This is a genomic window from Mangrovimonas xylaniphaga (genome assembly GCF_001280435.1).
Taxonomy (GTDB): Bacteria; Bacteroidota; Bacteroidia; order Flavobacteriales; family Flavobacteriaceae; genus Mangrovimonas_A; species Mangrovimonas_A xylaniphaga.
This window is the reverse complement of sequence record NZ_LBIP01000013.1, coordinates 1,700,777-1,721,015: the sequence shown is the minus strand read 5'-3', so window position 1 is coordinate 1,721,015 and position 20,239 is coordinate 1,700,777. Positions and strand designations below refer to the sequence as shown.

Annotated in this window: 13 protein-coding genes; 6 read left to right on the top strand and 7 right to left on the bottom strand. The window is 40.6% G+C overall.

All coding sequences use genetic code 11. The features are described from left to right. Window positions 1–131 precede the first annotated feature (131 nt). From ZA06_RS07570 to bglX, 6 genes are read left to right on the top strand one after another with little or no spacing between them, the layout of a single operon-like run. Entirely contained in the window at window positions 132–3,206 is a 3,075-nt protein-coding gene (locus tag ZA06_RS07570) for a SusC/RagA family TonB-linked outer membrane protein (protein WP_053977101.1), read from the top strand. Window positions 3,207–3,209: 3 nt separating this feature from the next. Beyond that, a complete protein-coding gene (locus tag ZA06_RS07565) occupies window positions 3,210–4,679 on the top strand; it encodes a RagB/SusD family nutrient uptake outer membrane protein (RefSeq protein WP_082331955.1) in 1,470 nt (489 codons plus the stop codon). Window positions 4,680–4,690: 11 nt separating this feature from the next. Next, window positions 4,691–6,772: a hypothetical protein gene (locus ZA06_RS07560; RefSeq protein ID WP_053976758.1), complete on the top strand. Its 2,082-nt coding sequence runs from the start codon at window positions 4,691–4,693 to the stop codon at window positions 6,770–6,772. A gap of 11 nt (window positions 6,773–6,783) precedes the next feature. After that, window positions 6,784–7,668 (top strand): hypothetical protein, encoded by an 885-nt coding sequence (locus ZA06_RS07555; RefSeq protein ID WP_053976757.1) that lies wholly within the window; start codon window positions 6,784–6,786, stop codon window positions 7,666–7,668. 20 nt (window positions 7,669–7,688) lie between these two features. Beyond that, window positions 7,689–8,798, top strand: coding sequence for a family 16 glycosylhydrolase (locus tag ZA06_RS07550; protein ID WP_053976756.1), 1,110 nt, complete (start codon window positions 7,689–7,691; stop codon window positions 8,796–8,798). A gap of 7 nt (window positions 8,799–8,805) precedes the next feature. Further along, window positions 8,806–11,115: a beta-glucosidase BglX gene (bglX, locus tag ZA06_RS07545; protein ID WP_053976755.1), complete on the top strand. Its 2,310-nt coding sequence runs from the start codon at window positions 8,806–8,808 to the stop codon at window positions 11,113–11,115. 45 nt (window positions 11,116–11,160) lie between these two features. Here bglX and ZA06_RS07540 read toward each other — a convergent pair whose 3' ends face one another. From ZA06_RS07540 to ZA06_RS07510, 7 genes are all read right to left on the bottom strand, one after another. After that, window positions 11,161–13,053: a M61 family metallopeptidase gene (locus tag ZA06_RS07540; RefSeq protein ID WP_240472221.1), complete on the bottom strand. Its 1,893-nt coding sequence runs from the start codon at window positions 13,051–13,053 to the stop codon at window positions 11,161–11,163. A gap of 120 nt (window positions 13,054–13,173) precedes the next feature. Continuing rightward, a complete protein-coding gene (locus ZA06_RS07535) occupies window positions 13,174–14,187 on the bottom strand; it encodes a phytase (protein WP_053976753.1) in 1,014 nt (337 codons plus the stop codon). Between the two features lie 3 nt (window positions 14,188–14,190). Then, window positions 14,191–17,037 (bottom strand): TonB-dependent receptor, encoded by a 2,847-nt coding sequence (locus ZA06_RS07530; RefSeq protein ID WP_082331954.1) that lies wholly within the window; start codon window positions 17,035–17,037, stop codon window positions 14,191–14,193. Window positions 17,038–17,199: 162 nt separating this feature from the next. Beyond that, window positions 17,200–18,801, bottom strand: a complete 1,602-nt coding sequence (locus ZA06_RS07525) for a tetratricopeptide repeat protein (protein WP_082331953.1) — start codon at window positions 18,799–18,801, stop codon at window positions 17,200–17,202. A 122-nt stretch (window positions 18,802–18,923) separates the two neighbouring features. Then, complete coding sequence (gene rpmA, locus ZA06_RS07520) at window positions 18,924–19,184, bottom strand: 50S ribosomal protein L27 (RefSeq protein ID WP_053976751.1); 261 nt, start codon at window positions 19,182–19,184, stop codon at window positions 18,924–18,926. 25 nt (window positions 19,185–19,209) lie between these two features. After that, a complete protein-coding gene (gene rplU / locus ZA06_RS07515) occupies window positions 19,210–19,692 on the bottom strand; it encodes a 50S ribosomal protein L21 (protein ID WP_053976750.1) in 483 nt (160 codons plus the stop codon). A 76-nt stretch (window positions 19,693–19,768) separates the two neighbouring features. After that, a complete protein-coding gene (locus ZA06_RS07510) occupies window positions 19,769–20,224 on the bottom strand; it encodes a DUF4199 domain-containing protein (protein WP_053977098.1) in 456 nt (151 codons plus the stop codon). Between the last annotated feature and the right edge of the window lie 15 nt (window positions 20,225–20,239).

The following is a 20,239-nucleotide window of genomic DNA, read 5'->3' as shown; positions in this document are numbered from 1 at the left end:
ATACACAAGGACTTTATTGTCATATTCTCATAAAAACACCAACATTTTTAAATTGTATGTTTTTTGTTGTGGTCTATTTTAAGGATTTCACACTGTATTATAATAAGTTTACCTTACTAAAAGCTAATTCTATGATTTCAAAACTTATTTCAACGACACTTTTCCTTTTAGTGTCGACATTGGCATTCTCCCAGAATGGCAATGTTACTGGAACGGTATCTGACACAGACGCCCTACCGTTACCAGGTGTCAATATCATTATTAAGAATACCAGTAAAGGAGTAACCACAGATTTTGACGGTAATTTCCTTTTGGAAAATGTCCCTATCAATTCCATTTTGGTGTTCTCCTATGTAGGTTACCAAACCCAAGAAATTGTCATTACAGAAAGCACAACTCTTAATGTCATACTTCAGGTAGACACCGAAACTCTAGATGAGGTGGTAGTGGTAGGATACGGAACCCAAAAACTGAGCAAGGTATCTGGTTCTGTAGCCACAGTAAAAGAAGAAGCGGTAGAGCAACTCAAGCCAGTTCGAGTTGAAGAAGCCCTTCAATCCAATGCTGCTGGTGTCAATATTATTTCCAGTGGCTCTCCTGGAGCGGGTCCCGCAATAGCCATTAGAGGAGTTGTTTCCAACAGCGGAAGCAGTCCTTTGGTAGTTATCGATGGTATTCAGCAAACTTTGGCGGATTTAAACTCCCTTAACCCTTCCGATGTCGCTTCCATTAGCGTGCTTAAAGATGCTGCCTTGGCTGCCATCTACGGAGTAAAAGGAGGAAATGGGGTTATTGTAGTAACCACTAAATCTGGATCCAAATATGGCAAAACCACCTTTAACTTCGATTCGTATTATGGAGTTCAAGAAGTTACCAAAACCATTGACGTCCTTAATGCCAGTGAATATGCGGCAATTCTAAATGAAGCCAGTGCCAATGCAGGAGAGGGCATTATATTTCCGGATATTTCCCAATTTGGGGTAGGCACCAATTGGCAGGATGAAGTGCTTCGCACAGCTCCAATTGAAACCTACAACATTTCTGCCGCAGGAGGTGGGGAAAAAGTAGATTACTATGTTTCTGCAGGATATTTAAGTCAAGAAGGTGTTGTAGGCGGTGGTGACAAATCGTTTTTTGACAGATTGACCTTGGCCAATAGATTGAATGCCGACCTTTCGGACAAATTCAAACTTCTTCTAAACACCAATTACACCAATATAAAAGGTAAGGGGCTGGCAGAAAACAGTGTGAACAGTGTACTAGCCAATGCTTTGAACTTTGACCCCACCGTTCCTGTATACAATGAAAATGGCGACTACAGCATCAGTAACACCATTACTCAGGAAATCGTAAACCCACTAGCTCAAATTGCAAACACCTTTAATGAAAGTAATACCAACAAACTTTTTGGTAAAATTGAATTGCAGTATGATCTTTTGGACAACTTAAAAGTAACCTCTCGCTTAGGTTATACCTATGTAGATATTTACAACAAAAATTTCTCTCCTTTTGTATTCTACGGGGTTGGACATAACGCAACAAATGCAAATCCAGATTTATCCCCAATTGTAACAGTGGATGCAGAAACAGGTGAAGAAACTAGAACACATAACAGAGTAAGCGAGTCCAAGACTAATTACTTCAATTATACCTATGAACTGTTCGCGAACTACAATTTCATGATTAATGAAAACCACAATTTTGAAACCGTTCTGGGAATGTCACTTCAACGTGACAAAGGCGAAAACATCACTGCCAATGCACAGGATATTCCATTCAATTCATGGACCTACGCCGATGTTAGTTCAGCTACAGGGGATGCCGAATCACAGACCTCAAGTTCTTGGCAATATGTAAAACGTAACCTATCTTATTTTGGACGTGTCAATTACGACTATAAAGGAAAATACCTGTTATCTTTCACAGGGCGTGTGGATGGTTCCACCGTATTTGGAAAGAACAACAAGTTCGGATTTTTCCCTTCAGGATCCCTTGGTTGGGTTATTTCAAACGAAGACTTTTACAGTTCCAACACTTTCGACTACCTAAAAATTAGAGGTAGTTATGGTACCGTAGGAAGTGACAATATCCCTAACCAATTTTCAAGAATCTCTACGTTCCCAAAATATGTGTTTGATGGAAATATCATTAGTGGTGCCACTTTAGGAACCATTCCAAATGAGGATGTATCCTGGGAAAAACAAATACAGATCAATGCCGGTTTTGATTTAAGAGTGTTCAATAACTCATTATCCCTTACTGCGGATTACTATCAAAAAACTACCGACGATTTACTTTTTGACCCTACGCCTTCCCTATATTTGGGTTCAATCACGGCACCGCCTGCCAATATTGGAAAGTCCAAAACCAACGGGGTTGACCTTTCCTTGGGTTATAACAATAGCTTTTCAGAAAACTTCTCCTTTAGTACTAGCGTAAACTTTACAACGGTAAGCACCAATGTAGAAGAAGTTAGCAATGACAGTAAGTTTATATGGGGATCTGGTTACGGTATTCCTTATACAAACATCACCCGCTTTGAAGAAGGCTTTACCCCATGGTATTTCTTTGGCTACCAAACAGACGGAATTTTCCAAAACCAATCAGAAGTTGATGCTCATGCTACTCAAGATGGTGCACAACCTGGAGATATCCGCTATAAAGATGTTAATGGAGACGGTGTTATCAACGATAGCGACCGTACAAAAATTGGAGACCCTTTCCCTGATTTTACTATTGGATGGAACTTGTCCTTCAACTTTAAAAACATAGACTTCAACGTGTCCACGTTTGCTTCCGTAGGCAACGATATTTATCGTGCCTATGAAAGAAACCTAAACTACACCAACAGATTTGCTGCCACGTTGGATAGATGGACGGGAGAAGGTACAAGCAATAGCGAGCCTAGAGTAACTTTTGTAGACACCAATAACAACCGTAGGGCTTCAGACAGATATATTGAAGACGGAAGCTATTTCAGAGTGAAAAACATCCAATTGGGGTACACACTTCCTCAATCCGTATACGACCAAACTGGTTTGAGCAGTGTGCGTCTCTATGCACAGGTTAAAAATGCCTTTACGTTTACCGACTATTCAGGTTACGATCCTGAAATATCTGCCGGTTCTTTTTCTGATACAGGAATTGACCGAGGAACCTATCCAATCCCACGAATTTGGGCCATGGGTGTAAATGTTAAATTTTAAAAAATGAATACTATGAAATATCTAAATAAAATTTTCGTGATAGGTACCGTACTTTTAACAGCTAATGCCTGCACAAATTACGTCGATTTTGAACCATCCGAAACACATGAAATTGTTGCCGGGGTATACTTTCAGTCCAAAGGCGATTACGAAGCCATTCTTACAGGCTGCTACGACCCACTGCAATGGCTTTACCTCAACACGTTGATTGGGGACATTGCTACACGAAACTCCCTATGCGGTGGAGAAAGTGCCACCGACGTTATAGGATTACAGCAAATAGACGATTATACACACAACCCAAATAATGACAACCTAACCTCTATTTGGCAATGGTGTTACGAAGGTGTGAATCGCGTGAATTATTTGGAAGAAAACAAAGCTAAGCTAGATTTCGAAGGCAAGGATGCCATTTACGGTCAAGCCTATTTCTTAAGAGCATACTATTATTTTGAGTTAGTTAAGTTTTTTGGAGACGTTCCTTTATTTACAGAGCGCAGACTCGACGGTACAGATTCAGGAACGCTTCAAAGAACATCTAAAGAAGAGGTGTATGCCCAAATAGAAAACGATCTATTGGAAGCCGTTAACAGCCTTCCAACCACACAAAATCAAGCAGGACGCATCAATAAATATGCAGCACAGGCACTTTTGGGAAAAGTATACCTGTTTCAGGATAAATTCCAGGAAGCAGCCTCAATGCTACAAAATGTAATTGGCGTGTACAGCTTAGTTCCAGACTATGAAAGTCAATTTTTAAAGTCTGGAGAAAATGGTCCCGAATCCGTATTTGAAATTCAATATTCCAATGAATCAGAATGGTACGATTGGGGATGTCCAACCTGTGGGGAAGGAAACTTCGGAATCATCCACAACGGACCAAGAGCTTACTCTGGACCACAATTTGCCTCTGGGTGGAGCTTTAATGTACCAACTGCAGCGCTTTACAATTCTTTTGATGAAGGAGATACCCGCCGTGATGCTTCCATCCTAAACATTGTAGCGTTTTCCGAAGAAACCGGAGCCTCCTACGCTGAGGGTTACGAACACACGGGATACTTCAATAGAAAGTACATTCCTAGAGCAGGTGAAAGTGGCGCACAAACAGAATTGAACTACCTCACCAACTATAGAGCGATCCGTTACGCCGACGTGCTGTTAATGGCGGCCGAAGCGAATGCCAGAGGTAACATCAATGAAGATTTGGCCAGACAATACTTAAATCAAGTGAGAGAACGTGCCTTTGGAAATTCAGACCATAATATTTCAAGTTCAGGAACTGCTCTGGTACAAGCCATTTGGGCCGAACGGAATTTGGAACTTTCCATGGAAGGCCATCACTTTTTTGATTTGGTAAGAACTGGACAGGCAGCTACCGAAATAGAAGGGTTTGTTTCCGGCAAACATGATGTATTCCCTGTGCCGCAACGTGAAATTGATATTTCAGGATTAACACAAAACCCACAATACTAAAATTGAATCATATGAAAAATATTAAATACATAGCTTCCATTTGTCTGATAGCATTGTTAGTGTTTGCCTGTAGCAATGATGATGACAACGCAGATTTTGTAAACTCTGCCGTAGCACCTTCCAATGTCTCGGCGGCTTTTAATGTTACCCAAGACAATACAGGCTTGGTAACGATTACGCCAACCGGGCAAGGCGCCGTAGCTTTTGATGTGCATTTTGGAGATACTACCGAAGAGCCTACTACTCTAACAGCAGGAGAAAGCGTTGAACACATTTATGCAGAAGGCACTTATAACGTACAATTAGTTGCCTACGGCATTACAGGTCTGGAAGCCGAAGCGTCCCAAAGTTTGGTAGTTTCCTTTAATCCTCCCGAAAATTTAATGGTAACCATTGAAAATGATTTGGCGGTTTCAAAACAAGTCAACGTCACAGCAACGGCAGATTTTGGAATTACATACGATGTCTATTTTGGAGAACCTGGAGTTACAGACCCTGTAAGTGGCAATATGGGTGAGACCGTTTCTTATGTTTACCAAGAAGCCGGCACTTACACCATCACAGTGGTAGCCATGAGTGCCGCCATTGAAACAACCACCTATACAGAAGAATTTACAGTAACCGAAATTCTACAACCTATCAACCCAGCACCTGCGCAACCATCGAGATATGAATCGGATTATATTTCAATTTTTGCAGGAGCCTACACCAATATAGCTGGAACTGATTATAATCCAGATTGGGGACAATCTGGTCAAGGTAGCAGTTATGCCATGTTCAACTTAAATGGTGACGAAATGCTGCAATACATCAATCTTAGCTATCAAGGTATTCAGTTTGGAGAAACTGTAGATGCTTCCCAAATGGAGTATTTGCATATTGATGTTTGGACTGCCGATGTAGACCAAATACAAATATTCCCAATTAGCTTAGGTACGGGAGAACAACAGGTTACCCAAGATTTAACTCCAGACCAATGGAACAGTTTCGACATTCCACTTTCGGCATTTACAGATCAAGGATTATCTATGGCAGACTTACACCAATTTAAATTTGTTGGAGAGCCATGGGCCGGAGGAACTGTATTTATAGACAATCTTTATTTCTGGAAAGCACCTGCAGCAGCTTCTGGAATTGAAGGCATTTGGCAATTGGCACCAGAAGCAGGAGCCTTGATGGTTGGCCCTAACCCTGGTAGTGGAGATTGGTGGTCCAACGATGCACAAGTAGTAGCGGATCGTGCCTGTTTCTTCGACGATAAATATGTATTCTCCCTGGGAGGCACTTTCAATAATGTATTGGATGGAGAAACTTGGATTGAACCTTGGCAAGGAATGGATCCTGAAGCCTGTGGTGCGCCTGTGGCCCCACACGATGGTTCCAATCCTGCTACCTTTACATACAATGAAGGAGATGGCACTTTAACATTGAATGGAACTGGTGCTTATCTAGGCCTCCCTAAGGCCAATAACGATGGCGAACTTCCCAATGTAGCCGTGCCGAGTTCCGTCACTTACGACATTACACTTTTAGACAACAACAATACCATGATTGTGAGTATTGAAGCTGGTTCAGGAGTTTTCTGGACCTACAAACTGGTGCGTTACATTTCTCCAATCGTTGGGTCTTGGCAAATGGCTCCTGAAGCAGGATCCCTTATGGTTGGGCCAACTGCTGGAAGTGGCGATTGGTGGTCAATTGATGCGCAGGCAGTATCAGACAGAGCTTGTTATTATGATGATGTATATCTCTTTACATCAGACGGTTCATTTAGCAATATCCTTGGAGATGAAACTTGGGTAGAAGGCTGGCAAGGTGCCGATCCTGAAGGCTGTGCTGCGCCTGTAGCACCTCATGATGGATCAAACAGTGCTTCCTTTGATTACGATGAAGCTACAGGAACATTAACACTAAATGGTTCTGGAGCGTATTTAGGACTTCCAAAAGCCAATAACGATGGAGAGCTTCCTAATGTGGCCGTTCCAAGTGCCATTACCTACAATGTTACCCTTACAGATAATGACATGACAATGACCGTCAGCATTGAAGCGGGATCAGGTGTATTCTGGACCTATAAATTGATTAAGCAATAAAAATAAACAAGATGAAACATTTAAAATATATCATTGGATTATTACTTGTTGGCTTCTTTACCTTCTTTAGTTGTGAGGAAGAAGACTACGAATTTGGAGATATCATAGCTCCTTCCAATCTGCAGATTACAGCCAATATTGTTGGTCAAGATGCCGATAATCCTTACGGAGATGGAAGCGGAAATGTCAACTTTTCGGCAAATGCAGACAACGCCATTACTTATCAATATGTTTACAACGGTTCAGAATCGTTGGCTCCTAGCGGAGAAAAGACCTACAGTTTTGGCAACACAGGAGTACATACCTACACCGTAACTGTTTTGGCTTTTGGAACTGGAGGCGCCACCACCAGTGCTACTGTAGAAGTGGAAGTTTTAGCGCTTTATGCACCTCCAGCAGATTTACTAACCATGTTGACCAACGACAGTTCTAGAACTTGGCGATTGAAAGCTGAAGCAGCAGGCCACTTTGGAGTTGGACCAGCCGATGAAACCAGCCCAGTTTGGTGGTCAGCAGCTCCCTACGACAAGGAAGGGCTAGGAGCTTACGATGATCGCTTTATTTTTAATATAGATGGAACTTTCACCCACATTACCAATGGAACAGGATACGGAAAAGCAACACCTCTTGACCAAGATTTTGGAGTTGCAGGACAAACACCTAATGCCGATGACGAATACGTTAACTACCCTCTAGATGATTATTCCGAATCATGGTCGTTAAGTGCTCCTGGAGGACAGGAAACCTTGACATTCTCAAATGTAGGATACCATGGATTTTACGTTGGTGGCGATCATAGTTATGCCATTCTGGAACGTTCAGCCAATGAAATGATGATTAAAACGGTAGGATCTGATGGCAACGGTTGGTTTGCCATTTTGATCGCCGAAGACTAGACACAACAAATTGATTTAAAATGAAACAGACCATGTTAAATATATGTCTTAGTTTGCTTTGTGCTCTTTCCATATCATGCTCTAGTGGTGGTGATGATTCACAATCCACTGGAGATGATGATGGGGGCATTGTGCCAATTATTCCTTCGGCTTTGGTATTAAATATTACCAAAGTTGGAGCCAGCGAACAATTTCCCAACGGAGATGGTTCCGGCACCATTCAATGTACAGCCACGGCAATAGATGCCGTGAGTTACGGCTTCCGTTTTGGAAATGGAGAGGAAATACCGAGTACCGATGGCACTATGGAATTCACCTATACCAATCCCGGCACAAACAATTACACCATCTATGTTTTTGCCTATTCCAGCACCGATCACAATATCAGCACCTCAGAAACCATCTCACTATATGTAGACGATTCCGTGCAATTGGTTTGGTCTGATGAATTTGATCTTAACGGTGCGCCTAATGCCTCCAAATGGGGCTACAATATTGGAACGGGACAAAGCGGTTGGGGAAACAATGAGTCGCAATATTATACCGATAGAGCGGACAATGTTATTGTTGAAGATGGGGTGTTAAAAATCATCGCCAAACGTGAAAACTATCAAGGATCAGAGTTCACCTCAGCAAGATTGTTAACCAAGGATAAGTTTGAATTCACCCATGGTAAAGTTGAAATTCGCGCCAAACTTCCAGAAGGAGGAGGTACTTGGCCTGCACTATGGCTATTGGGTGCCAATATAGATGCGGTGGGATGGCCAGCCTGTGGCGAAACCGACATTATGGAACATGTTGGCAACAACCAAGGCTATATACAAAGTGCCATACACACTCCTTCTAGTTTTGGGAACACTTCCAATTTAGGCGGACAGCAAGTCGCTAATGTTTCTAGTGAATTTCATACCTACGAGCTGGAATGGACTTCTGAGAAAATGGTGTTTTCGGTAGACGGCAATGTACATTACACCTATCAACCAAGTAATAAAAATGACCAAACCTGGCCATTTGATTTAGATCAATTTATCATTATGAATGTTGCCATGGGAGGAAATCTAGGCGGTACTATAGACCCCAATTTTATGGAATCCACCATGGAAGTAGACTATGTAAGGGTATACCAATAATAAGCACATGAAAACACGGTTAAATTATGTTTGGGGCTATGCCCTAGCGGTACTTTTTTGTGCCTGCGGAAATACAAACGATACTGGAAAATCAGCTGATACCAACGTAAAATCTCAACAAGGACTCAATCCTGATATTGAAAGAAAAGTAGACTCTCTTCTCTCACTTATGACCCTTGAAGAAAAAATTGGTCAGATGAATCAATACACAGGATTTTGGGAAGTTACGGGCCCAACTCCAAGCGAAGGGAATCAAGCCTTAAAATACGAACACCTTAAAAAAGGATGGGTAGGCTCCATGCTGAATGTTACGGGAGCCAAAGAGGTAACTGCCCTGCAAAAAATTGCGGTTGAGGAAACCCGCTTGGGAATTCCATTGATCATTGGGTTTGATGTGGTACACGGCTATAAAACGGTTAGTCCCATTCCTTTGGCCGAAGCTGCCAGCTGGGATTTGGAAGCCATCCAACGTTCAGCCGAAGTAGCCGCCAAAGAAGCAGCTGCCTCAGGAATAAACTGGACCTTTGCCCCAATGGTAGACATTTCTAGAGATGCCAGATGGGGACGCGTTATGGAAGGCGCCGGAGAAGACCCTTTTCTGGGAAGTAAAATTGCAATCGCAAGAGTAAAGGGATTTCAGGGAGATGACCTTTCTGCCAACAGTACCATTGCAGCCTGTGCCAAGCATTTTGCTGCCTATGGATTTCCCGAATCCGGAAAAGACTACAATACTGCAGACTTAGGAACCTCTACTTTGTACAACGTTGTACTCCCCCCTTTCAAAGCAGCCAATGAAGCTGGCGCAAGAACCTTTATGAATTCTTTTAATGAATTAAACGGTATTCCTGCCACTGGAGATGCTTTTCTTCAACGCCAAATTTTAAAAGGCGACTGGAACTTTAATGGCTTTGTAGTGTCCGATTGGGGCTCCATTGGTGAAATGATTGCCCATGGTTATGCCAAAGACGGAAAAGAAGCCGCCAAGATTGCGGCCAATGCAGGCTCCGACATGGATATGGAATCCCATTTATATGTAGAACACCTTTCACAAGTGGTAAAAGATGGAGACGTGAAAGAAGCCTATATTGATGATGCTGCGAGACGTATTTTAAGATTAAAATATGAATTGGGATTATTTGAGGATCCCTACAAATATTCCAACGAAACCAACGAAGCCAATGTAGTGGGTAGTACCGAAATACAGGAAGCGGTTTTGGACATGGCCAAAAAATCTATTGTACTTCTTAAAAACGACAAACAACTGCTTCCCCTCAAAAAAGAAGGTCTTAATATTGCTATCATTGGAGCACTTGCCAACGATAAAACGAGTCCTTTGGGAAATTGGCGATTGGGAGCAAAAAACGGAACGGCCGTTTCCCTTTTAGAAGGACTTCAGGCTTACAAAGGAAATACCATCACCTATGTACAAGGCCCCAATTTTGTTGAAAACGACATTGTTTTTTCTCGCCAGTTAGAATTTAACATCTCCAATAAAAAAGGCTTACAGGAAGCTGTTTCGGCTGCAAAAAATGCCGATGTGGTATTAATGGCTTTAGGGGAACATGCTATGCAAACAGGTGAAGGACGAAGTCAAGCCAATATTGAAATGGACCCATTACAACAAGAATTATTGGAAGCGGTTCACAAGGCCAATCCTAATGTTGTTTTGGTTTTAAGTAACGGACGCCCTTTGGCAATTAACTGGGCTAACGAGAATATCCCTGCTATTTTGGAAACTTGGCATTTGGGAACCCAAAGCGGAAATGCCATTGCCCAAGTACTGTATGGCGATTATAACCCAAGCGGGAAGTTACCAATGACCTTTCCTAGAAATGTAGGACAAGTACCTATTTACTACAATCACAAAAGCTCAGGAAGACCTAATGAGCCTTCTCCAGGAGAAGTGTTTTGGTCGCATTATACGGACGAAAGCAATTCGCCTTTGTACCCATTTGGATATGGCCTAAGCTATACATCTTTTGAGTATAGCAACCTACAAGTTTCGAATGTTGAAAATAATAGCGTAAAGGTTTCAGGTACCGTAACCAATACGGGGGCATATTCTGGAAAAGAAGTGGTGCAGTTGTATATCCATGATTTGTTTGCAAGTGTTACCCGCCCAATAAAAGAATTGAAAGGTTTTGAAATGATTTCCATAGAACCGGGAACTTCCCAAACCGTAACCTTCACTTTAACAGAAAAAGAGTTAGGTTTCTACGATAACCAAGGTAATTACATTGTAGAGCCAGGAGATTTTAAAGTGTTTGTTGGAGGAAGTTCAGCAAGTGGTTTAGAATCTGAATTCACAATAAATTAATCCATTCCAATAACTAACTAAATGGAGACTCTAGAGGGAATACCGTTATGGTGTTCCCTTTATTTTATAGTACTCCCCTCCTTTTAGCCAAGCATCTTTAAGTGCTTTTTTGGAAGTATCAGTAAATCTATAACCTTCTCCCTCCGAATAATTAAGGACTACATTCCCTTTCAGTTCCATTATTTCTCCTCCACGCTCAACTTTTATTGTCATGGGCGCTCCTTCTTGAAGATCATAACCCATCATCAAGGTTTTTTGAAGATTACTACTATCAAATTCGGTTCCATTCATTTCCAACAGAATATCTCCTTGTTCAATTCCCATGGCATTGAAAAATGCATTTTTATCATCAGGAACCACAGCTATAATCTTCCCGCTAATTTGGTCTAAACCGATATAGGGCTTACCTCCCTTAAGAAACACCAAAGGATCAGCGACTGGCATTTTCGCTCGGGTAATTCCCATTCTACCCAAATACGCATCATAATCGATAGGCGAACCATTTACTATGTAATCGTTGATAAACTCGCCTACTTCCGGATACGTTAGTTTTACAAACACAGGGATTAGCTCCTCATCATCAAAGGCTTTGCCTGGACCATACATTTTGGCCAATTCGGCCATAACATCCATAAGGCTACGCTCCCCATTGGACTGCTCCCGAATGATAATATCCAAACACATGCCCATCAACGCTCCCTTTTGGTATACATTGGCATACTGTACCTGCATTTTACCATCCAAAACATTTTTGCTCATTTCGATAAAGGACAAATGGTCGTTATAGCCGTAGGATATTTTTATCTTTTTCATCATAGTGGCTAAAAACGCAGCCTCATCTATCAATCCTTCGTACACCTGAAAATGTTGGGCAAAATATTCTGTAATGCCTTCATACATCCATAAATGCTCCGACATTTTAGGATCGTTAAAATCGAAATATTGAATTTCTTTGGAATGGATGTGCAGTGGTGTTAGTGTATGGAAAAACTCATGGGAAATAACATCTACCAGATCATTGCTTTTCATGGTTTCTAGGAATACGCCCACCGTAGAATAGTTGTGTTCCAAGGCTCCAATACCCTTGGCATCATCCTTTTCAAAAGATGTAATATAATTTAACACCGCATATTTTTTAGTGTTGTTGGCCTCGCCCATATAGTTTTTTTGAGCCACGATGATCTTTTTTAAATCCGGCAAAAAGACTTTTGATGTGATGCTGGTATTTTTAGGCGAATACATGCTCAACAGCACCTCCATATCATTGTAGTTGAAAGTTGACACATCTGGAGCTGCATACATAATTGGAGAATCTACCAATTCAGCAAAACGTGAGGTATAAAAACTATCTACATCATTTTTGGAATTTTGATCCACTAGAGCACTGCTTCCCAATAAATTCTCAGGATGCGTTACGGTTACTTGATAAGGATACTCCAACATTTCCGAAAAATACCCCACAAAACCACTCATATTAAGAACGAAGTTTTTATCGGCTAAAATATTAGTCCCTGCTGGAGAAAAAATGGTCTCGGAGTCTGCCGACACGAAATGCGAAACCCCTTCATTGTCAAAAGTATCATCAACCAAATAAGTGATATGATGAAGTTTTTGAGCATCTTTGATTTCCCAAGAATTAACATCCTTATTTGCAACTTCCAATACATTTCCTTTGGAATCGAAAGCCTTAACTTCTGAAATATAGCGCCCATAATCCGCTATAGCATAAGTACCAGGGATAATTTTCGCCATATAATAGGTCACCTCTGAACTGCCTATTGCAGGAGGCGTTACGGTAACCTTTACTTGATCGTTGGTTACATTTACGAGGTCTACGCCTACTTTTATTGCTGAAGGCGCCTTTACAGTTTCCTTGGTTGTTCCACAGGACCACATTAGGGCCGAAAAGCCCACGACACACCATAACTTTAGTTTCATTGGGAGAAATATTAGTTTGTGTTGAAAGATACCTATTAATTCCCAATTACTTATTCCTACACACGAAAAAACCCTCTCCGTAAACGGAAAGGGTTCATCGAATTAAAACAACTGCTGATTTTATTCAGCTAACATAAGTGCACCAAGTTCATGATAAAAGAAATCCTGTTCATCATTCATTGATACAAATAAGCCTTTTGGATATTTAGCTCCTAATGGTATGGTGGTTACATCGCAACCATCGGTTTCCTTAGTTCCCAAATTGATCGTTTTCACATAAGTGTTATCGTTACGCTTGAAAATATTGAAGCTGTGATCCTGTTGGTTGGACACTATCAAAAAGCCCTCTCCATTATCATAGGCCGCAATGGCAATTCCTTCGATATCTTCCTTGAAATGTTCACCTCCAAAAAGCGCTATCTCTTCATCTCCTTTTGATGGGTTGGCATGGTATTTTCTAATCCCAACACCTTCATCGGAATAGTATACATACCCAAGGGCATCGTCTACCGCGATGGCTTCGATTTCCTTTTGACCACTAAACGTCCCGAACTTTCTCAACAACGTAGCCGAAACTCCCAAAGAATCTGCTATTAAACCATATTGATGTAGATACCCTTCCTTAGGCCCGTTTTTACGGCTCACGATAAATGACACCTCTCCCGTTTCAGGATTTTTGTAAACAGACACTCCCATTGGGCGCTTCATTTCAACATTGGTTTCATCTTCAAACACCTTAAAACCACCATTGTCCAACTCGGTCATATCTGGCACAGAAAACACACGAACTTGGTGCTTCTCCCTTTCCGTAAACACAAGGATATCGGTAGCTGTAGAATCATTCAACTTAAAACCGTATTCCACATCCACATTGTTGGGATAACTGATGCCCACAATGCTTTTTTCTGGAATGATTTTTCCGTCCAAATCAAAAGCATACACACCGCCATTAATTTCATCCTTATCGGTTCCGAAAACAATACTCTTTGCAGGATCGTTTGGATTGATCCAAATAGCTGGATCGTCACTATCATGTGGTGTTTTTTCCGTTACTAAAGTTGGAGCAATCACAGGTAAAGACTCCTTACATCCCATCAATGCTAGGGCACAAACTAAACTTAATATATTCTTCATTCCTTATTTCTTAAACAAATCGTATTTCAATCCAAAAGTTAAACGCTTTTCATAGTATTCCATCTGCATCGTTCTTCCTTTAGAACCTTGGAAGTAGCGTAATGGTTGGTTGGTGATGTTATTCAAATCAACATACAAACTCAAGTTTTTGGTAATAGCAGCTGTTGCATTGAAGTCTACGAACAATTGCTCATCATAGTAACGATCTTCGAATGGACGTCCACCGATTTCATCGATATAGGAATCTGAATAGTTAGCAGACAAACGTACACTGAAATACTTTCCGTTATATCCCAAAGATCCGTTGAACATGTTAGGAGCCGTGTTAGGCAAATCCAAATCTGTACGCTCTTCCCCATCTTCGTTGAAAATACCATCAGCATCCGATTTTAAATAGGTATAGTTTAAATAGATGTTGAAGTTTTTAGCAAAGCCTGGTAAGAAATCCAAACGACGTTGTAAAGACACCTCAGCACCAAATACGCTTGCTCCATCGCCATTTAAAGGCTGGTAGATTTCATATCCGTTAGCATCCTCCGTTTGTCTTGTGTATACAAATTTATCGATGTTTTTATAGAACACACCTCCAGAGATGATTCCCACAGATTTAAAGTAATGCTCTGCCATGACATCAAAGTTCATGGATGTTGTTGGATCCAGTTCTGAATTTCCTAAGAAGATTTCTTCATCCTCATTGTTCACTTCCATATATGGTACTAAGTCCACATAATTTGGACGCGCCAAAGTGTTGGTCCAAGCAGCTCTTAACACCGTATTGTCTCCAAATCCGTACTTTAAATGTACACTTGGCAAAACATTAGTATAGTTATTTTTATCTTTAAGAACATTGGTACCTGCAAAATCACCTTCTTCATCAAAAATGATTTCATTCCCTTCACTCTCAATAGCCGTGTGCTCTACTCTTGCTCCAAACAATACACTGAACTTACTAGAAAAGTTCTGGCTCATCATGGCATATCCCGCATACACATTTTCATTGACGTCGAAGTTGGCAGTTAGGTATTCCTCTGGTAAATCTTCTCCTTCAAAGAGATTCGTATCATATAAGTTCAAACCTCCCAAAAAGCTTGGATCAACAAACGACCCTACTTGGTATTGGCCACCAGCCAAGAAATCTGAATCTGAATAGTTTCTCGTTGGCACATCCCCTAAGAAATCGTAGTCACTTCCTTCTGGGCTGAATTCTGTAAAATCGTTATCTCTATTTTTATTCTTTAATCTGGTTTTTCCACCAAACTTCAAGAAGCCTTCCTCTTCCGCGATGAAGCTTAACGGTACTTGAGCATTTACGAAGAAGTTAATGTCCTGCTCTTCTGTATATTGATTTTCCTCTGATAATTCATCAAATTCGAAAAGTGCGAAATCAGCATCGCCAGCATCTACTGGAGAAAATAATGGCTTATCCTCATTTCCATTAAATGTCACGGCATACTCACTTTCGTAAGTCATATAACGCTCGTTTAGACGCTGTTCAGAAGCTTTGGAATACGATGCCAACCAGTCAATTTTCCAGTTTTTCAACAAATGATCCCCACTTAAGCTATAGTTTTGCATACGTTGGTCCTCCAAACGTGCATTTTGGTTACGTCCACCTGAGATCCCTCCTTTAGTTTGACGTTTTGCCTCTACAGGGAAGCTTGTTAAGTTGCCATTGCTATCTACTGTGAAATCACCCAATTCGATATCTTCTCCATCCAAAATTTCATTTTCCAAACGGAATCTGTTTTCGCGGTCATCTCTCCAGTTATAGATAGACTTGAAATAAAGCGTGTTGTTTTGATCTAATTTATAATCAAAATTTGCAGAGAAACTTCTGCGTACACGTTGTACCAGGTACTCTCTTATTTCAAATACACTGGCATAAGGGTTTACCTCTACCTCTTCCAAGTTATCCTCATCACCATTGTTGAATTCAAATTCATCTTCCCACTCTGCTTCTACGTTATCACTTCCAAAATCATTGTCGTTAATAGAGGCTGCTACCATCCAACCAAATTTGTCATTTTTAGAACGGTCTCCTACCAAAAAGGATCCGTTAAGAATTCTTTTGTCGGTAATGAAGTTGATACCAGACCCAGCAGTAGCAGACAATCTGAACCCCTGTGGTGATGATCTGGTAATCAAGTTCACCGATCCACCCAAAGCATCACCATCCATATCAGGCGTTACGGCTTTGTTTACCTCAATGGTTTGGATCATGTCCGAAGGAATCAAGTCCATTTGTACATTTCTATTGTCACCCTCTGCCGAAGGAATTCTACTTCCGTTTAAGGTTACAGAGTTCAATTGTGGTGATAAACCTCTTACAATAATATTACGCGCTTCTCCTTGGTCTACCTGCATCGTGATACCTGGAATACGTTTTACAGCATCCCCAATGTTGGCATCTGGGAATTTCCCAATCTGGTCGGTAGATACAATATTGGTAATGTTGGTTTTGTTCTTCTGGGTGTTCAAGGCTCTTGCTTGACCACTTAAACCGTACCCGGTTACCAATACTTCATCCAATTCGGTATTTTTAGAGGTTAAGGTGAAATCAAGAATCACGGTTCCTCCAGGGACAACAGTGGCCTCTTTGCTGATATCGGAATATCCCAAATATTTCACCGTTACAGTATGGGTTCCCTCAGGAACTTCCAAAAGGGTATAGGCTCCATCAAAATCGGAAACAGCTCCCTTTTTTAAACTGTCAATTGCCACGGTGGCTCCTGGGACGCTCAATCCATTGTCATCTGTAATGACCCCGCGGATAATACCATTTTGTGCCAATAGCGCATTTGAACCAAATACTAAAAGACACCAAATAAATAAACTTTTGAGTAGTTTCATTTCTGTTTGTTATATAGATTAGTTGAGAGCAAAACTATATTTGGAGCTTGGATTGGAGCTAAAATTAGCGTTAACAAAATGTAACAACCCTCTGGTTTTAGGCTATATAACAAGGCAACATTAACATTGTGGTAACATACAGATAAAACTTAGGAAAACTCACTAGAGTTGTAAGAGAAATGCCTGTAAATCGTCTTTGGAATCTAAGGGTAATTTTTTACGCATTCTATACCGTGCTATTCTCACACTGTCAGGAGTTATCCTTAAAATGGAGGCTATTTCCTTTGAAGACAAATTTAGGCGCAACAGCATACATAAACGCAATTCGGCAGGTGATAATGGTTCAACGGCAAAAGCATTCAAATCTTGGAAGAATTGTGGATGGATCTGTTCAAAATACCCGGTGAATTCGGTCCACTCATTTTCTTTGGAAAGGTCAAAATCGATTTCCTTTACCAAAGCTTCCAACTTCGAAGCTACCATTGTCTGGTTCCTTCCTTTTAAATTAGACAGTGTTCGGGAAATATTTTCCAACATTTTATTTTTATTGGACAAATGCAAGCTATAGTTGGTCAATGCCGAAAGTTTAAACTCTATTTCCCTTTGCAACGAAGCTTCCTCCGCTGTTTTCCTGTCCAAATCGGCCTGTAAAATCTGTTGCTTGTATACACTTATTTTAGCTTCTTGTTGCTTCTTCTTTTTGAAATAGATAAACCATCCTGAAAGTCCCAAGAGAATAAAAACACTCGTGAGGGTCATAATATTTTGTCGAATGCTTTGGATTTCATTTCGTTGATTCAACAGAGCCACTTGCGCTTCCTTTTCCTTCACTTCGTACAGTACCTGAAGTGCCCCCACCTGCTCTGTATTTTTACGTTGGATTTCTTGTTCGTTCAGATCGGCATGGGCTTCCATGAATTCAAAGGCCTGTCGGAAATTGCCAAGTTCCGCATACACTTTAGCCATATCCTTCAAGGCACTTTCCTCTTGATGGGTACTGCCTATACTTTTGGCCAACTCCAAAGCCTGTTGGGTATACTCCATCCCCTTTTCAAACTCTCCGTTTTTTCGTTTGATATCCCCTAGATTATTGATAATGTTCACTTGAACACTCAAAGGACTGTGAAGTGCATAATTCCTTGCTTTCGTGAAGTATTCATAGGCCTTGTCAAAATCCTCCAAATCCTCATAAATACTTCCCATATTTTCAAAGGTAACCGCCAAACCTGTACTGTCACTTAACTTCTCAAATAAGGCAAGACTCTGGCGCTGATACTCCAGGGCATTATCATAATCGGATTCCTTTTCAGCTACACCACCCAACAAGCCTATCGCTATAGCTTTTCCTTTTTCAAATTGCAGGGCCTCGGCTAGATTTAAGCTTTCATCTAAATGAATTTTGGAGGGTCCGTACTTTTTTAAAGACAAATGCAACGCCCCCAATTTGTTATTTATGTATACTGATAAGGTATCCTGAGTAATTTGAACCTCCAAAGCTTCGTGATAGTGCTTCAAGGCTTCATTGGCAATTCCTAAACTTCCATAAAAATCGGCCATTTTAATATGGGCCTTTACAATTCCTAATTCGTCCTGAAGATTTTCTGATTTCTGGAGTTGTGCTTTAAAATCCTTAAAAATGGAATCTACAAAGTGACTTTTGAGACTACTTTCTTGGGCATGTACCTGACAACCCAAAAAAAAATAAAGTATAAAGAAATTGGTAATTAAAGGAAGGGCTTTGGCAATTTTCATCATCATTAACATGTAAAACAACCAAAGAAACAGTTTGCATGTTACTTAATGTTGATGCCAATGTTAAATGACTGCAAATAAAAATCCCCACCTGTAATAGGTAGGGATTTTTTAGAATATATGAGAATTGTTTCTTAAGCTTCGAAAGGCTCAATAGAAACAAAAGATTTTCCACCTTTTCTTTTCTCAAATTTAACGATACCATCTACTTTAGCATGTAAAGTGTGGTCTTTTCCAGCATACACATTCTCACCAGGATTGTGTGCAGTACCTCTTTGTCTAACGATAATGTTTCCAGCTACAGCAGCTTGACCACCAAAAATCTTAACACCTAAGCGTTTCGATTCTGATTCTCTACCGTTTTTCGAACTTCCGACTCCTTTTTTATGTGCCATTTTATTTCGATTTTATGTTTTGTTATTAACTTAAAGCAGCGATTAATTCAGCTTTCTTCATAGTAGAATATCCTGAAACATCTTTTGCTTTCGCCATTTCTCTTAATTCAGCAACAGTTAAAGCGCTTAAATCTTGAGACGCTTCAGCCTTAGGAGCTGCTACTTTTTTCTCAGCTTTTGCAGCTGGCTTAGCACCAGAAGCAACAATACTTTCAATAACAATCTCTGTTAAAGCTTGTCTGTGACCATTCTTAACACGGTAACCTTTTCTACGTTTCTTTTTGAAAACGATTACTTTGTCACCTTTAAGGTGCTTTAAAACTTTTGCTCCTACTTGAGCTCCGTCTATAGCTGGGGCGCCAACAGTAATGTTCTTTCCGTCACCAATTAGAAGTACATTATCAAAAGATACTGCATCTCCTTCTTCAGTAGCTAAACGGTGAACAAACACTTTTTGGTCTTTTTCAACTTTAAATTGTTGCCCTGCTATCTCTACAATTGCGTACATAGCGTTACGTTTAAATTAAAATGTTTATTAAAAAATGAGTGCAAATATACTCCTAAATAATTAATCTACAAACCTTTTATACGTTTTGAGGCGTATTATAGCTTTTTTTAAAGATTTGCATGAAGGATAAGGTAAGAACAATGCTTGAAGTTAGGCCTTCTATAAGGATGATAAACACCAGAATTCCAGGCCCTGCACCGTAGTTCCCGAACCACTCCCCGAGCAGGTATTTTGTAAATTCAGGATCTATGTGATACATATAAACCGCCATAAAACCGGTAAAAATTAGGGTCCCTACCACCCCTGACATCAACCCCGTTTTAAAACCATCTATATAGGTAAAAGCTTCTTCCGAGGCAAGTTTGTAGTTTTTAATAGCATAGTATATGCCGGCCGCCATGATAATTCCGTTAAAAAGTCGCAGCCAAGGATTTTGATGTAGCCCAACCAGGCGTACCAATAAAAAATAAGCCGTCAAACCAACCGCAATAATAATTCCGAATTTTACGGAAACAGAAAAAGGTGTCTTCATAATCCAATCCATTAA

Bases quoted from the DNA above. Each gene is read 5' to 3' on its own strand.
- ZA06_RS07535 (WP_053976753.1), bottom strand. From the start codon at position 14,187: ATGAAGAATATATTAAGTTTAGTTTGTGCCCTAGCATTGATGGGATGT.
- ZA06_RS07565 (WP_082331955.1), top strand. From the start codon at position 3,210: ATGAATACTATGAAATATCTAAATAAAATTTTCGTGATAGGTACCGTA.
- ZA06_RS07510 (WP_053977098.1), bottom strand. From the start codon at position 20,224: ATGAAGACACCTTTTTCTGTTTCCGTAAAATTCGGAATTATTATTGCG.
- ZA06_RS07555 (WP_053976757.1), top strand. From the start codon at position 6,784: ATGAAACATTTAAAATATATCATTGGATTATTACTTGTTGGCTTCTTT.
- ZA06_RS07570 (WP_053977101.1), top strand. From the start codon at position 132: ATGATTTCAAAACTTATTTCAACGACACTTTTCCTTTTAGTGTCGACA.
- ZA06_RS07550 (WP_053976756.1), top strand. From the start codon at position 7,689: ATGAAACAGACCATGTTAAATATATGTCTTAGTTTGCTTTGTGCTCTT.
- ZA06_RS07540 (WP_240472221.1), bottom strand. From the start codon at position 13,053: ATGAAACTAAAGTTATGGTGTGTCGTGGGCTTTTCGGCCCTAATGTGG.
- bglX (WP_053976755.1), top strand. From the start codon at position 8,806: ATGAAAACACGGTTAAATTATGTTTGGGGCTATGCCCTAGCGGTACTT.
- rplU (WP_053976750.1), bottom strand. From the start codon at position 19,692: ATGTACGCAATTGTAGAGATAGCAGGGCAACAATTTAAAGTTGAAAAA.
- rpmA (WP_053976751.1), bottom strand. From the start codon at position 19,184: ATGGCACATAAAAAAGGAGTCGGAAGTTCGAAAAACGGTAGAGAATCA.
- ZA06_RS07525 (WP_082331953.1), bottom strand. From the start codon at position 18,801: ATGTTAATGATGATGAAAATTGCCAAAGCCCTTCCTTTAATTACCAAT.
- ZA06_RS07530 (WP_082331954.1), bottom strand. From the start codon at position 17,037: ATGAAACTACTCAAAAGTTTATTTATTTGGTGTCTTTTAGTATTTGGT.
- ZA06_RS07560 (WP_053976758.1), top strand. From the start codon at position 4,691: ATGAAAAATATTAAATACATAGCTTCCATTTGTCTGATAGCATTGTTA.